This window comes from Nocardia sp. NPDC058705 (genome assembly GCF_042749305.1).
GTDB lineage: Bacteria > Actinomycetota > Actinomycetes > Mycobacteriales > Mycobacteriaceae > Nocardia.
On sequence record NZ_JBHYRN010000015.1, the window covers coordinates 52,830 to 66,789 of the forward strand.

Here is a 13,960-nt window from a genome sequence, read left to right on the forward strand (position 1 = left end):
TGAAGATCCGCAAGGAGCGATGTGACACCGGATGTGCTCACGGGCGGCATGGCCCACCCCCTCGATTCTATGTCGATAGCCGGGCTCGGTGTCGTCTCCGGTTACGGGTGGGGCCGCGAGTCTTTGTGGCAGGGACTCATGGGGGGCAAACCGGCTGCTCGTTTGTACCCCGGTTACGGGCCCGGACGCGACGAACACGCGTGGGTCGGCCGGATCCCGAACGGCGGTGACCCGGCGCACGGAACCGGTCTGTTCGGGCGTGCCGTGCATGCCGCGGCCACCGAGGCGATCGTCGACGCACGGGCGCGTGGCTGGCGTCAGGCGGGTCGCACCGTCGGTCTCGTCCATGCGTTCACCTTGGGCGATGTCGCCGATTGGCGAGACTTCTACGTGCTCGACGACGGTCATCGGCGCTCGCGCGACTATCTGCGAATGCTCCCGTCGACGCCCATTTCGGTGGTGATGCAGGAGTTCGGTTTCCACGGCCCCGCGATGAACGTGTCGGCGGCCTGCAGTTCGGGCAATGTCGGGTTGTTGACAGCGAAAATGTGGCGTGATGCGGGTCTGGTCGATGACGTGTTGTGCATCACCACCGACCTCTCGGCGACCCCGGAGATGCTCGAACATTTCGTCGGCCTCGGCGCCGCGGTCGCCGACGCCGACCCGTTCACGGCCTGCCGACCCTTCCAAGCGGACACGCTCGGTTTCACCATGGCCGAAGCCTCGGTGGCGATGCTGCTGACCGACGCCGTCGAGCTGCCGTACGCGCGGGTCCTCGGCGGGGCGATGACCAACGACGCTTTCCATGTCGTCTCGATGGACCCCACGCACGCCCAGATCATCGCCTGCGTGGAGCGCGCACTGACGAACGCCGGGATCGACGCGGGCGACGTGGCGTACTTCAACGCGCACGGCACCGGCACCCGGCAATGTGACGCCGCCGAACGTGATGTGGTCACCACCGTCTTCGACGACCGCCCCGCCATCACCGCGCTCAAACCGCTCACCGGACACTGCCAGGGTGCCTGCGCGGCGATCGAGGTCGCGACGATCGCCCTGTCCTATGAGCGCGGCATCGCCGCCTCGGCGCCGATCGTGGCACCCGCGCATCCGCGCCTGCTCAACGGCCCGACCCCGATGATCGACGGCCCGACGCTGAAATTGTCGATGGGAATGGGTGGCAACAACGCCGCGGTGGTCCTGGACAAGTTCTGACCCTGTTTCTTGAATGGGTGGCAACAACGCCGTGGGCTAGGGGGGTCAGTCCTCGCCGGTTTCGGGTCCGCCGGCGAGGGCGAACCCGCCGGTCGTCGGTGCATCCTGGGGGAGCGGGACCGCCCAGCGCAGCTGTGTGCCCGACATCTCGGGATGGTTGCCGTCGGCGTCGGGACGCTTGGCCGGCCCGATCTCGAAGCGCCCGCCCGCCTCCTGCGCGCGCTGTTCGAGATTGCGCAGCCCGCTGCGGATGACGTGGTTCGGGATGCCCCACCCGTTGTCGGACACCGTGATCACCAGATCGTCGGCCACCTCGATCACGATGGCGACGGTGTCGGCCCCGGAGTGGCGCACCGCGTTGCTCACCGCTTCGCGCACCACCGCCTCGGCGTGGTCGGCCAGTTGCGGATCGAGCACCGACAGCGGGCCCGACACCTGGATCGTCGCGCGCAGGGCGATGTCGGCGGTCTGGCGCCGGATCGCCACCTCGAGACGTTGCTGCAGCCCCTCACTGTGCCCGGAGCCGCTGGCGTGCAGATCGAAAATGGAGGTGCGGATCTCCTGCACCACCTCCTGCAGATCCATGATCACCGTCGAAAGCCGTTGCCGCACTTCCGGAACCACCGCTTTGGGCATGGTCGCCTGCACGGTGAGACCGATCGCGAACAGGCGCTGGATCACGTGATCGTGCAGGTCGCGGGCGATCCGATCGCGGTCGGCGACCAGGTCGAGTTCGCGCATGCGCTGCTGCGCGTCGGCCAACCGCACCGCCAGCGCCGCCTGATCACAGAATGCTGCTGTGAGCTCGAGCATCTCGTCGGAATACGGTGCGAAACCCGGCGGCCGGAACGTCACCAGCACGCCGAGAGTGGCATCGGGTGTGCACAACGGGAGCACGAGAGCCGGTCCGGCACCGGGCAATTCGGCCACCGGGAACTCCACGCCCAGCGTCACCTGCGACACATCGTCGAACCGCAACGGCGTGCGCCTGCTGAACGCGTCGCCCACCACCGTGCCCGCGATCGGAATGGTCTGCCAGTCCTGCCCGGCATCGGGGCCGGTCCACTGAGTGACCACCAATTCGGTGATCTCGCCCGGTAATTCGTCGGGCACCGGCACCGAGGCGAGAAACGCCTGATGCGATCCGGTCAGCCCGCGCGCGTGATCGACCACGTGGCCCAGCACCCGATCGGATTCGGTGCCGGCCAGGAACTCCGTGGCGATATCGCGGGTGGCCTCGATCCACGCCTGCCTGGTGCGCGCCTGCTCGTAGAGCCGCGCGTTGTCGACCGCGATGCCCGCCGCGGCCGCCAGCGCCAGCACCAGGACCTCGTCTTCCTCGGTGAACGGCTGGCCGTCGGACTTCTCGGTCAGATAGAGACTGCCGAACACCTCGTCCCGAATGCGCACGGGCACACCGAGAAACGTGTGCATCGGCGGGTGTCCCGCCGGAAAACCGATCGAGGACTCGTGCTGGGTGAGATCGGCCAGCCGCAGCGGCGCCTTGTGCGCGAACACCGCGCCGAGCACGCCGTGGCCGGCGGGTAATCGTGCGATCCGGTCGCGGATGTGTTCCGGCATGCCCTCGTCGATGAACTGCGCGACCTGCTGATCGTGGCCGCGCACCGCCAGCGCGCCGTAGCGGGCGTCGACGAGGTTCATCGCGGTCCGCACGATGGTGCGCAGGGTTTCGTCCAGATCGAGGCCAGCGGTGACCGTGAGCATGGCCTCGACGAGGCCGTCCATCCGATCGCGCGACCCGATCATCACTTCCACCCGATCGGCGACCTCGCCGAGCAGGGTGCGCAACATCTGCCGCGAGGCCGTCTGGTCAGCCGAATAGCGGCCGCCCGGACCGTCATTCGCCATCGCAGTATCCCGTCGTCGCAGCTCCCCGAGTGAGTCGAAACAAAGTCTAGTCCGCAATGAGGGGACTTTCGGCCCTTCACTCGCACCGACGGTAGTGGTGGCATAGGGCACCGGGAAATGGGATCGAGAAGTGGGGCACATGATGAATTCGTTGTCGAGCACCCAGCACTGGACGACCGCAGCGGACCCGGAGCTCGCCGTGACGACGTGCGGTGAAGTGCCGGCCCAGGACGTCACCCGCGCTGTCCGCGCCATCACCCGCGTCATGCGCAGGCATCACCTCGACAGTCCGGCCAGGGTGCGCGTCACCGCGCCACAGGGTTACGACGAACCGACCCTGGTGCAGGCCAACATTCGTACCAACGACACCCTCACCCGAGTGCAGGTCACCGGCCCCGGCGGTTTCGCGGTCACCTTCGCTGCCGAGCGGCTCGACCGTCAGCTCGCCCGTCGCGCGGGCAAGGAAGCGCGCGGTGCGTGGCCGGATCCGGCCCGTCGCCCGCTGGCCCAGATCACCGAGACGCGCCCGATCATCCGTCGCAAGGACTGTGCCCTGATGACCGGCACTCCGCTGGAAGCCAGCACCGTCCTGGACGCGATGGACTACGACGCCTACCTGTTCACCGATGCCGACACCGGCGAGGACGCCATCGTCACCTGGGCCGACCCGCACGGCGTCGCCCTGGCCAGGCAGCGGCTCACCGCCGCGGCGGGTGCGTCGGCCGAGCTGCCGCTGACCGCGAGCGCGATGCCGGTGCGAGTGGTGCAGGATGCCGCTCCCGTCTTCGCCGAGGACGAAGCCTCCGACGCGTTGTGCACCGCCGGGCTGCCCTACCTGTTCTTCACCGACAGCCACACCGGCCGCGGGAACCTGCTCTACCGCCGCTACGACGGGGACCTCACCATCGTCGTCCCGTCCTGAGTCCTCACGGCTCGCGCAGTTTCGTCGCCAGGACGGCGGCCTGGGTGCGACGCTCGACACCCAGTTTCGCCAGCAGTCGCGACACATAGTTCTTGACCGTTTTCTCCGCGAGGAACATGCGCGCGGCGATCTGCCGGTTGGTCAGGCCCTCGCCGAGCAGTTCGAGCAGTCGGCGTTCCTGGTCGGTGAGCCCGGCCAGCGGCCCGGAGGGTTCGGCGCTGCGGCGCAGCCGGGCGCGCAGGGCGTCGGCGGCGCGGGTGTCGAGCAGCGAATGGCCCGCGCCGACCTGTTTGATCGCGTCGGCCAGTTTCATTCCGTCGATGTTCTTCACGACATATCCGCTGGCACCGGCCAGGATGGCGTCGAGCATGGCGTGCTCGTCGGAGAACGAGGTCAGGATCAGGCAGTGCAGGTCGTCGAACTCGGCCAGGAGGTTGCGGCACAGTTCGATGCCGTTGCCGTCGGGTAACCGCACGTCGAGGACCGCGACGTCGGGCCGGGCCTCCCTGATGCGCACCATTGCCTCGGCGACGCCGCCTGCCTGACCGATCACAGTGAGTTCTGGATCACCTTCCAGGAGGTCGATCAGCCCGCGCCGGACGATTTCGTGGTCATCGACCAGGAACACCTCGAGCACGTCGGCTCCTTCATCATGTCGAACGATTCCCACCTGCCGTCAAACATAATCCGCATACGTGAAATCGCGGGCGTAGAACGAAAACTCGACTACAACGACCCGACCACGAGGAGGGTCCGCCGCGCAGCGGCGGTTCGCGGCCGTCCCGCTGTTGCGGCGCCGTTGCGAGGCGACGAAGGAGCAAGCAACGGTGCCGCAACAGCGGGACACAAGGGGCCGCGAACTCGAGCGCGCCAGCGCTCCAAGATTTCTGTCGGACCCCACGCCTAGCATTGTCAGCGGGGGAATATGTCCGGTCGGCGGATGACGATGGAGAAGGGATTCACCAGGTGGCGGAACGCCTCACTGTGCGCGGAGCTCGGGAACACAACCTGAAAGGTGTAGACCTGGATTTGCCGCGCGACAGCCTGATCGTGTTCACCGGTCTGTCCGGTTCAGGGAAGTCGAGCTTGGCGTTCGACACGATCTTCGCCGAGGGGCAGCGCCGCTACGTCGAATCGCTGTCGGCCTACGCGCGACAGTTCCTCGGACAGATGGACAAGCCCGATGTCGACTTCATCGAGGGCCTCTCGCCCGCGGTGTCGATCGACCAGAAGTCGACCAACCGCAACCCGCGGTCCACGGTCGGCACCATCACCGAGGTCTACGACTACCTGCGCCTGCTCTACGCCCGCGCCGGTACGCCGCACTGCCCGGTGTGTCACGAGCTGATCGAGAAGCAGAGCCCGCAGCAGATCGTCGACCAGGTGCTCGCCATGGACGACGGCCTCAAGTTCCAGGTGCTCGCGCCGGTGGTGCGCACCCGCAAGGGCGAGTTCGTCGACCTGTTCGACCAGCTCAAGACCCAGGGTTACTCGCGCGTGCGGGTCGACGGCGTGGTGTATCCGCTCACCGATCCGCCGAAGCTGAAGAAGCAGGAGAAGCACGACGTCGAGGTGGTCGTCGACCGTCTCTCGGTGAAGGCCGCCTCCAAACAGCGCCTCACCGACTCGATCGAAACCGCGCTGCGCCTGGCCGACGGCATCGTCGTGCTCGATTTCGTCGACCGCGACGAGCATGCCCACGACCGGGAGCGCCGCTTCTCCGAGCGCCTGGCCTGCCCCAACGGCCACCCCCTCGACATCGAAGACCTCGAGCCCCGCTCGTTCTCCTTCAACTCGCCTTACGGCGCGTGCCCCGACTGCACGGGCCTCGGCATCCGCAAGGAAGTCGACCCGGAACTGGTGGTGCCCGACCCGGACTTGAGCCTGGCCGACGGCGCCATCGCCCCGTGGTCGCGCGGGCAGACCGCCGAGTACTTCAACCGGTTGCTGTCGGGCCTGGCCGCGGCGGTCGGCTTCTCCATGGACACCCCGTGGCGCGAGCTGCCCGCGAAGGCCCGCAAGGCGGTGCTGGAAGGCAGCTCCGACCAGGTCCACGTGTCCTACACCAACCGCTACGGCCGCAAGCGCTCCTATTACGCTGATTTCGAAGGCGTGATGCCGTTCCTGCAGCGGCGCATGGACAACACCGAGTCCGAGCAGATGAAAGAGCACTACGACGGGTACATGCGCGATGTGGCGTGCCCGGTCTGCAACGGCTCCCGGCTGCGCCCGGAGATCCTGGCCGTCACCCTGGCCTCGGACGGCACCGACAAGTCGATCGCCGAGGTCAGCGAGCTGTCCATCGGCGACTGCGCGCACTTCCTGAACTCGCTCACCCTGGGCGAGCGCGAGACCGCGATCGCCGGTCAGGTACTCAAGGAGATCCAGGCACGCCTTGGCTTCCTGCTCGACGTCGGCCTGGAATACCTGACGCTCTCGCGCGCCGCCGCGACCCTGTCCGGCGGTGAGGCCCAACGTATTCGGCTGGCCACCCAGATCGGTTCGGGCCTGGTCGGTGTCCTCTATGTCCTCGACGAGCCGTCGATCGGCCTGCACCAGCGCGACAACCGCAGGCTCATCGAGACACTGCTGCGCTTGAAGAAGCTGGGCAACACCCTGATCGTCGTCGAGCACGACGAGGACACCATCCGCGCCTCGGACTGGGTGGTCGACATCGGCCCCCTCGCCGGCGAGCACGGTGGTCGCGTGGTGCACAGCGGCACCTACGCTGACCTGCTGAAAGAACCTGAATCCCTCACCGGCGCTTACCTTTCCGGCCGCGAGCAGATCGAGTTGCCGCTGGTGCGCCGCGCGATCGACAAGAAGCGCAAGCTCACCGTCGTCGGCGCCACCGAACACAATCTGCAGAACGTCGACGTGGCGTTCCCGCTGGGTGTGCTCACCGCGGTCACCGGCGTCTCGGGTTCGGGCAAGTCGACCCTGGTCAACGACATCCTGGCCACCGTCCTGGCGAACAAGCTCAACGGCGCCCGCCAGGTGCCCGGTCGGCACACCAGGATCAACGGCCTCGACAACCTCGACAAGCTGGTCCAGGTCGACCAGTCGCCGATCGGTCGCACTCCGCGCTCGAACCCGGCCACCTACACCGGCGTCTTCGACAAGATCCGCACCCTGTTCGCCTCCACCACCGAGGCCAAGGTGCGCGGTTACCAACCCGGCAGGTTCTCCTTCAACGTGAAGGGCGGCCGCTGCGAGGCCTGCTCGGGTGACGGCACGCTCAAGATCGAGATGAACTTCCTCCCGGACGTCTACGTCCCCTGCGAGGTCTGCCACGGCGCCCGCTACAACCGGGAAACCCTCGAGGTGCACTACAAGGGCAAAACCATCGCCGAAGTCCTCGACATGCCGATCGATGAAGCCGCCGATTTCTTCGAGCCGGTCACCTCGATCCATCGTTATCTCAAGACGCTCGTCGAGGTCGGTCTCGGCTATGTGCGGCTCGGGCAGAGCGCCCCGACGCTGTCCGGCGGTGAGGCCCAGCGCGTGAAACTGGCCGCCGAGCTGCAGAAGCGATCCGTGGGCCGGACGGTCTACATCCTCGACGAGCCGACCACGGGGCTGCATTTCGAGGACATCCGCAAGCTGCTCAAGGTGATCAACGGGCTGGTCGACAAGGGCAACACGGTGATCGTCATCGAGCACAACCTCGATGTCATCAAGACCGCCGACTGGGTCATCGACATGGGCCCCGAGGGCGGCTCCGGCGGCGGCACCGTGGTCGCCACCGGCACCCCCGAGGACATCGCCGCGGTGTCGGACAGCTACACCGGCCAGTTCCTCAAAGAAGTCCTGGCAGCGCCCGCACCGAAGAAGCCCGCCGCCAAGAAGGCAGCCAAGAAAGCCGCCCCCGCGGCGAACAAGGCGCCCGCCGAAACCCCGGCGGCCAAGCGGTTGGCGCGAAAGGCGGCCGCGCTGCGCTGATTCGGATACCTTTCCTTCGAGATCGCGGGCGGGACTTCCCGAATCCTCCACGAAGTGAAACAGTCGTAGGTAACATTCGCCTCACCGTCCCCGGACCACCGGGTAGTAGCGGTTTGTCGACGGCTCGATCGTCGTGTAGTTCGAAAGGAACGTCCTCATGGATGAAGCCACCACGGCGCTCATCGCCCAGATTCTCGGTTTCCTGTCAGGCGGGTCGTCGTTGGCTTACGAGCCCACCAAGCCGACCGCCTGATCCGGAAACTTCGAAAGGAACGCCTGTAATGGATACCGGAAGCGCGGCTCTGTTCACCGCACTCGCCAACATGATCTCCTCCGGCTCGGCCGTCTCGGTCACCCCCGGTGGTCCGACTCCGACCCCGTAGTCGGTAGTCGCGACGTTCGTTCGCAGCACACAAAAAAGATCCGCCGACGCACACGCGTCGGCGGATCTTTTCGCTGAACGGGGAGTCAGTGCACGGGACCGGTGTACTTCTCGCCCGGACCCATGCCCGGCGCGTCGGGGGTCGAGGACGCTTCGCGGAACGCGCGCTGCAGCGACTGCAGCCCCTCGCGAATAGGTCCGGCGTGCGGCCCGAGATATTCCACCGACGCGGTGACCAGCCCGGCCAGTGCGGTGATCACCCGGCGCGCCTCGTCGAGATCGACGCCCGCACCCGAATTCGGGGTCTCCTCGGCCAGGCCCAGCTTCTCCGCGGCCGAACTCATCAGCATCACCGCGGCCCGGCTGATCACCTCGACAGCGGGGATGTCGGCCAGGTCGCGCACAGGAGGATCGAGCTCGTCAGTCATGCTGATCAGGCTATAGCGAGCCGGTTTCGGGATGCTCGCGCCCGGCCGATTCGGTGATAGCCCAACGCCATGCTAGACTTTTCGCTGACGACCGCCCCTGGATGTGTCATGCATCCGTGGGGCAGATAAGTGGAGCCCGACTCCCACCGTTACCGGCGAGCAATCGTTCGGATAAACGGTCCCGGTCACCCGTTCATTGTGATGGGTTTCCCGCGCGCCTCGGCATGCGGGGGTCGACAACCGTGCCCGCGAGGGCGTCGGCTGTGGGCGATCGGTCGACATCGGGCCCCGTAGTGGAGAAATCCGCGGCGGGGCTTTCGTGTTGAAACAGGGGTTGCAGTTATTGCGTGCGGTCGTTAAGACGACACCGCTTGACCTAGGAGGCCCCATCAGCACTGAGACCCGCATCAACGATCGCATCCGTGTTCCCGAGGTTCGACTCATCGGACCCGGCGGCGAACAGGTTGGGATCGTGCGTGTTGAAGATGCACTACGCGTCGCGCTCGAAGCCGATCTCGACCTCGTCGAGGTAGCACCCGATGCCCGTCCGCCGGTCTGCAAGATCATGGACTACGGCAAGTTCAAGTACGAGACCGCGCAGAAGGCGCGCGAGTCCCGTAAGAACCAGGTCCAGACCGTGATCAAGGAGCAGAAGCTCCGTCCGAAGATCGACGACCACGACTACGAGACCAAGAAGCGCAACGTTGTTCGCTTCCTCGAAGCCGGGTCCAAGGTCAAGGTCACGATCATGTTCCGCGGTCGTGAGCAGTCGCGTCCCGAACTCGGCTTCCGGTTGCTCCAGCGTCTGGGCTCCGACGTGGCCGAACTCGGCTTCGTCGAGACCTCGGCCAAGCAGGACGGCCGCAACATGACCATGGTCCTCGCTCCCCACAAGGGTGCGAAGACGCGGGTGAAGGCCCAGCAGGACTCCTCGGCTCCCGCGGCGACACGTGCGCCGCTGCCGACCGGTCCCGCGAGTGCCGAACCGGCCGCGCTGGTCGAGACGGCAGCACCGGTCGAGCAGGCCGCGCCTGCCGAGCAGGCTGCGCCGGCCGACCCGCAGTAAAACGATTTCAACGACTAGATAGAGGAATCCATGCCGAAGAACAAGACCCACAGCGGCGCCAAGAAGCGATTCAAGGTGACCGGCCGGGGCAAGCTGCTTCGCGAGCAGGCGAACCGTCGCCACCTCCTGGAGCACAAGTCCTCTCGCCGGACTCGTCGTCTGGAAGGCACGGAGTCCGTCGCTTCCGTCGACGTCCCCCGCGTGAAGCGGCTGCTCGGTCTCGCCTGATCTCAGGCATGTAGACCGTCGCAACCCGACGACTACGCGGCCGGGATAACCGGACGCCGACAACTACCGAATTCGGGCGCCGCCGCGCCCCCAGATGATCAAGGACTACCAAAGTGGCACGCGTCAAAAGAGCCGTCAACGCTCAGAAGAAGCGCCGTTCCATCCTCGAGGCCTCCAAGGGCTACCGGGGCCAGCGTTCGCGCCTGTACCGCAAGGCCAAGGAACAGCAGCTCCACTCGCTGACCTACGCCTACCGTGACCGCAAGGCGCGCAAGGGTGACTTCCGCAAGCTGTGGATTGCTCGTATCAACGCCGCCGCGCGTCTGAACGACATCACCTACAACCGCTTCATCCAGGGCCTCAAGGCCGCTGGTGTCGAGGTGGACCGCAAGATCCTCGCCGAGCTCGCAGTCTCCGACGCCGAGGCCTTCGCCGGCCTGGTGGCTGTCGCCAAGGCCGCGCTGCCTGCCGACGTCAACGCCCCGGCCACCGCTGCCTGAGCTTGACAACACACAGCGATCTGTCGGAACGACCCGTGGACGCGCTCTCCGAGCGCAATCCGCGGGTCGTTTCCGCTGTCAAGCTCCAGCGCGCGGCCCAGCGCCGCAAGTCCGGCCTTTTCCTCGCCGAGGGCGCCAACGCCGTGTCCGCCGCGCTGGAGACCGGCCGCGTGCGCGAGATCTTCTACTCGCTCGCCGCCGCGGGCCGGGATAACGCGCTGATCGCCGGCGCGACCGCCGACGGCATCCGTACCACCCTGGTCACCGATCGCGCCGCCGAACACCTCGGCGAAACCGTGACGGCACCGGGTCTGGTCGCCGTGTGCGAGACCCTCGACGTTCCCCTCGGCGAAATCCTCGACCGCGGTCCGCGCATGCTCGCCGTCCCCGTCGAAATCGCCGAACCGGGCAACGCGGGCACGCTGATCCGGGTGGCCGACGCGGTCGGCGCCGACGGAGTGGTGCTCGCGGGCGACACCGTCGACCCGCACAACGGCAAATGCGTGCGCGCCAGCGCGGGCTCGCTGTTCCACGTCCCGGTCGCGCGCAGTCGCGACATCGCCGCGACCCTCGACGCGATCTCCGCCGCGGGCGTGACGATCCTCGCGACCGCCGCCACCGGCGAAGTAGACCTCGATGAGGCCGACGACATCCTCCGCGGCCACGTCGCCTGGCTCTTCGGCAACGAGGCCCACGGCCTCGACCCCGCCGTCGCCGCCCGCGCCGACCACCGCATCCGCATCCCCATCCACGGCCGCGCCGAAAGCCTGAATCTCGCTGCGGCAGCGGCTATCTGCCTCTACGCCAGCGCGCGGGTCCAGCACGCGAAATAGTGCGTCGTCTCGGCCTGCGCCGACCGGTTCATCAGTCGGGTGTGGTGGCGGTGCGCAGGTCGGCGAGGATTTCGGTAGCCCAGGGGAGTGGGATCGCGTTGCTGCCCGCGACCTGCATCGCGGTCATGATCGTCAGCAGCATGCCGGTGGCGACGAAGTGGCGGGATTGCGCGGTGTCGGCGCCGGTGAGTTCGCCGATCAGCTGGTACATGCGGCCGAATCGCTCGCGCATGTGGTCGCCGATGATCGGATCCGCGCTGGCGGCGACGCCGTGCAGCAGAACCAGGGGGAGTTCGCGTTCGGCCAGGAAGACCTCGAAGCCCTTGCCGAGGGCGTGCAGCCCCTGCTCGGCATCGGCGCCGGGGGCGATCTCCGCGCCGCGGAACACCTCTTCGATGCGGGCGCAGACCTCGAGCAGACAGGCGATGAACAGCTGCTGCTTGGTGCCGAACAGCCGGATCACATAGGGCTGCGAGACCCCCGCGAGCCGGGCGATCTCATCGGTTTTCGTTGCGGCGTAACCGGATTCGGAAAACGCGCGGATCGCCGCTTCGAGCACTTGCGCGCTGCGTTCGGACGCGGTCATCCGGGTTCTCGTCACGCGGTCTCTACCTCCTCGATCGATCGCCTCTTGACATGTTATCAGTCGATGCATAACCATGGACGGAGTAGTTATCAGTCAATAACAACTTAGGGCTGGGCATGACGCAAACACTCGAATCCGCCGAAACACCGCCGATCCCCGGCGTGAAGAACAAGCCGCTGGGTGCTGTCATCGCCGCCGTCGGCATCCCGATGTTCATGGTGACGCTGGACAATCTCGTGGTCACGAACGCGCTACCGGTGATCAAAGCCGAACTAGGAGCGTCACTTTCGGACCTGCAGTGGTTCATCAACGCCTACACGCTGTCCTTCGCCGCGCTCCTGCTCTCGGCGTCGGCGCTGGGCGACCGGATCGGTCGTCGCCGCGTGTTCCTCGCCGGGATCGGCCTGTTCGTCGTCGCCTCCGCGGCCTGCGCGCTGGCCACCGAACCGTGGCAGCTGATCGCGGCCCGCGCGGTGCAGGGCGTCGGTGGTGCGGCCGTGATGCCGCTGTCGCTCACCCTGCTCGCCGCCGCGGTTCCCGCGAAGATGCGCAGTGCCGCGATCGGGATCTGGGGTGGCATCGCCGGCCTGGGTGTCGCGCTCGGTCCGGTGGTCGGTGGCGCGGTGGTCGACGGTCTGAACTGGCAGTGGATCTTCTGGCTCAATGTCCCCATCGGCCTGCTGGCGCTGCCGTTCGCCGCCCGCATGCTGTCCGAATCACGGGGCATCGCAAGGAAACTCGACTACCTCGGGGTGCTGCTCTCGGCCGGTGGGGTGCTCGCGCTGGTCTGGGGTGTCATCCACGGCGCCGAAGACGGCTGGACTGCCCCGCAGGTGCTCACCGCCCTCATCGGTGGCACCGCTCTGCTGGTCGCGTTCGTCGCCTGGGAAAACCACGTCGTCGACCCGATGCTCCCGCTGCGCCTGTTCCGGTCTCGCGGGCTGAGCCTGAGCTTCATCGTGTCCTTCGGCTTCTCGTCCGGCGTCTTCGGCTCGATCTTCCTGCTCGCCCAGTTCTTCCAGGTCGTCCAGGGATATACGCCGCTGGAATCCGGCATCCGCACGTTGCCGTGGACGCTGGTTCCGATGGTCGCCGCCCCCTTGGCCGGTCTGATCGTCGACCGTGTCGGCGCCCGAACGCTGATCGCGCTCGGCCAGCTCTGCCTGGCGATCTCGTTGGCCTGGATGGCGATGATCACCACTGCCGACGTCCCCTACGTCGCGTTTGTCGCCCCGTTCATCCTCGGCGGCGTCGGCATGGGCCTCACCTTCGCGCCCTCTTCGACCATCGTCATGGCCAGCGCTTCCCCCGCAGACCAGGGCATGGCTTCGGGCATCAGCAGCACGGTCCGCGAGGTGGGCGTCGCCATGGGTATCGCCGTCCTGGCCTCAGTCTTCGCCTCCTACGGCTCCTACACCGATCCCCAGGCTTACGTCGACGGCCTGGTTCCCGCGGTGTGGGTGGGCGCCGCGTTGGTCGCCTGCGCGGCGGTGGTGGCAGCGTTCCTTCCCGGTCGCAACCGTCCCGCGGAATAGTCGCCGGCCCGTTCTCGGAGCAGGTGGTTGTCGCCGAACGGCACGACAACCACCTGCTCGGCATCGTCATAGATGACTTCCCCGGGCGCCGTCGATTCCAGCCGCTCCCACGCGACCCCGTGCGCATCGAGAATCGCGAGATATCCCGCGACCCGCTCGATCATCGTCACCGCATCTGCCTTGAACCATGAGGCCGCACCCGGATGCAATTCACGGTCGTACACCCGCGGATCCACGTCGCCCGGATTCGTCAAATGCTCACTGAACCAATCATTTCCGATCCGCCGAAACCGCACCTCCTCGGCACTCAAACATCCCGCCGCCCACAACCCGTTCACCAATCCGAACACACCGGGAAATCGACCGTTCGATTGGGCAGCCCCGCCTGGAACCGAACAAACATCCGGTCGGTACCGCCGACCCCCGTCATCCGACACTGTCTGGATGCTGCCCC

Annotated in this window: 12 protein-coding genes; 8 read left to right on the forward strand and 4 right to left on the reverse strand. The window is 66.9% G+C overall.

The genetic code is table 11. From position 1 onward, the window contains the following. Nucleotides 1–21: 21 nt before the first annotated feature. Nucleotides 22–1,215: a beta-ketoacyl synthase N-terminal-like domain-containing protein gene (locus tag ACFW6D_RS18545; RefSeq protein ID WP_379329655.1), complete on the forward strand. Its 1,194-nt coding sequence runs from the start codon at nt 22–24 to the stop codon at nt 1,213–1,215. Nucleotides 1,216–1,260: 45 nt separating this feature from the next. On the opposite strand, the gene ACFW6D_RS18550 is transcribed toward ACFW6D_RS18545, so the two are convergent. Continuing rightward, on the reverse strand, nt 1,261–3,084 hold the full coding sequence (locus tag ACFW6D_RS18550; protein WP_379329657.1) for a GAF domain-containing protein: 1,824 nt from the start codon (nt 3,082–3,084) through the stop codon (nt 1,261–1,263). A gap of 139 nt (nt 3,085–3,223) precedes the next feature. Here ACFW6D_RS18550 and ACFW6D_RS18555 point away from each other — a divergent pair, with 139 nt between their 5' ends. Next, entirely contained in the window at nt 3,224–4,006 is a 783-nt protein-coding gene (locus ACFW6D_RS18555; protein ID WP_379329659.1) for a sigma 54 modulation/S30EA ribosomal C-terminal domain-containing protein, read from the forward strand. A 4-nt stretch (nt 4,007–4,010) separates the two neighbouring features. Here ACFW6D_RS18555 and ACFW6D_RS18560 read toward each other — a convergent pair whose 3' ends face one another. Beyond that, nucleotides 4,011–4,643 (reverse strand): response regulator transcription factor, encoded by a 633-nt coding sequence (locus ACFW6D_RS18560; RefSeq protein ID WP_056824462.1) that lies wholly within the window; start codon nt 4,641–4,643, stop codon nt 4,011–4,013. 329 nt (nt 4,644–4,972) lie between these two features. Here ACFW6D_RS18560 and uvrA point away from each other — a divergent pair, with 329 nt between their 5' ends. Further along, nucleotides 4,973–7,948, forward strand: a complete 2,976-nt coding sequence (uvrA, locus tag ACFW6D_RS18565; protein ID WP_379329661.1) for an excinuclease ABC subunit UvrA — start codon at nt 4,973–4,975, stop codon at nt 7,946–7,948. 468 nt (nt 7,949–8,416) lie between these two features. Here the strand turns inward: uvrA and ACFW6D_RS18570 are convergent, their stop codons facing one another. Further along, a complete protein-coding gene (locus ACFW6D_RS18570; protein ID WP_379329663.1) occupies nt 8,417–8,758 on the reverse strand; it encodes a DUF1844 domain-containing protein in 342 nt (113 codons plus the stop codon). A 334-nt stretch (nt 8,759–9,092) separates the two neighbouring features. Here ACFW6D_RS18570 and infC point away from each other — a divergent pair, with 334 nt between their 5' ends. The 4 genes from infC (at nt 9,093) to ACFW6D_RS18590 (ending at nt 11,385) form a co-directional block, all read left to right on the forward strand. Further along, nucleotides 9,093–9,824, forward strand: a complete 732-nt coding sequence (gene infC / locus ACFW6D_RS18575) for a translation initiation factor IF-3 (RefSeq protein WP_379235425.1) — start codon at nt 9,093–9,095, stop codon at nt 9,822–9,824. 30 nt (nt 9,825–9,854) lie between these two features. Further along, entirely contained in the window at nt 9,855–10,052 is a 198-nt protein-coding gene (gene rpmI / locus ACFW6D_RS18580) for a 50S ribosomal protein L35 (protein ID WP_056824456.1), read from the forward strand. A 113-nt stretch (nt 10,053–10,165) separates the two neighbouring features. After that, the gene (rplT, locus tag ACFW6D_RS18585) at nt 10,166–10,552 is read left to right on the forward strand and encodes a 50S ribosomal protein L20 (RefSeq protein ID WP_019046423.1); all 387 of its coding nucleotides are present in this window, start codon (nt 10,166–10,168) and stop codon (nt 10,550–10,552) included. Between the two features lie 35 nt (nt 10,553–10,587). Beyond that, the gene (locus ACFW6D_RS18590) at nt 10,588–11,385 is read left to right on the forward strand and encodes a TrmH family RNA methyltransferase (protein WP_379329665.1); all 798 of its coding nucleotides are present in this window, start codon (nt 10,588–10,590) and stop codon (nt 11,383–11,385) included. A 31-nt stretch (nt 11,386–11,416) separates the two neighbouring features. Here ACFW6D_RS18590 and ACFW6D_RS18595 read toward each other — a convergent pair whose 3' ends face one another. Further along, nucleotides 11,417–11,986 carry a TetR/AcrR family transcriptional regulator gene (locus ACFW6D_RS18595; RefSeq protein ID WP_379329667.1) on the reverse strand — a complete coding sequence of 190 codons (570 nt, stop codon included), beginning with the start codon at nt 11,984–11,986 and terminating at the stop codon, nt 11,417–11,419. Nucleotides 11,987–12,087: 101 nt separating this feature from the next. Between ACFW6D_RS18595 and ACFW6D_RS18600 the strand changes: the two genes are divergently transcribed. Then, nucleotides 12,088–13,506: a DHA2 family efflux MFS transporter permease subunit gene (locus ACFW6D_RS18600; protein ID WP_379329669.1), complete on the forward strand. Its 1,419-nt coding sequence runs from the start codon at nt 12,088–12,090 to the stop codon at nt 13,504–13,506. Nucleotides 13,507–13,960 lie beyond the last annotated feature (454 nt).

What these genes read in the sequence shown, in the direction of transcription:
- ACFW6D_RS18555 (WP_379329659.1), top strand. Translation starts at nt 3,224, where the DNA reads ATGATGAATTCGTTGTCGAGCACCCAGCACTGGACGACCGCAGCGGAC.
- ACFW6D_RS18550 (WP_379329657.1), bottom strand. Translation starts at nt 3,084, where the DNA reads ATGGCGAATGACGGTCCGGGCGGCCGCTATTCGGCTGACCAGACGGCC.
- rpmI (WP_056824456.1), top strand. Translation starts at nt 9,855, where the DNA reads ATGCCGAAGAACAAGACCCACAGCGGCGCCAAGAAGCGATTCAAGGTG.
- ACFW6D_RS18570 (WP_379329663.1), bottom strand. Translation starts at nt 8,758, where the DNA reads ATGACTGACGAGCTCGATCCTCCTGTGCGCGACCTGGCCGACATCCCC.
- ACFW6D_RS18600 (WP_379329669.1), top strand. Translation starts at nt 12,088, where the DNA reads ATGACGCAAACACTCGAATCCGCCGAAACACCGCCGATCCCCGGCGTG.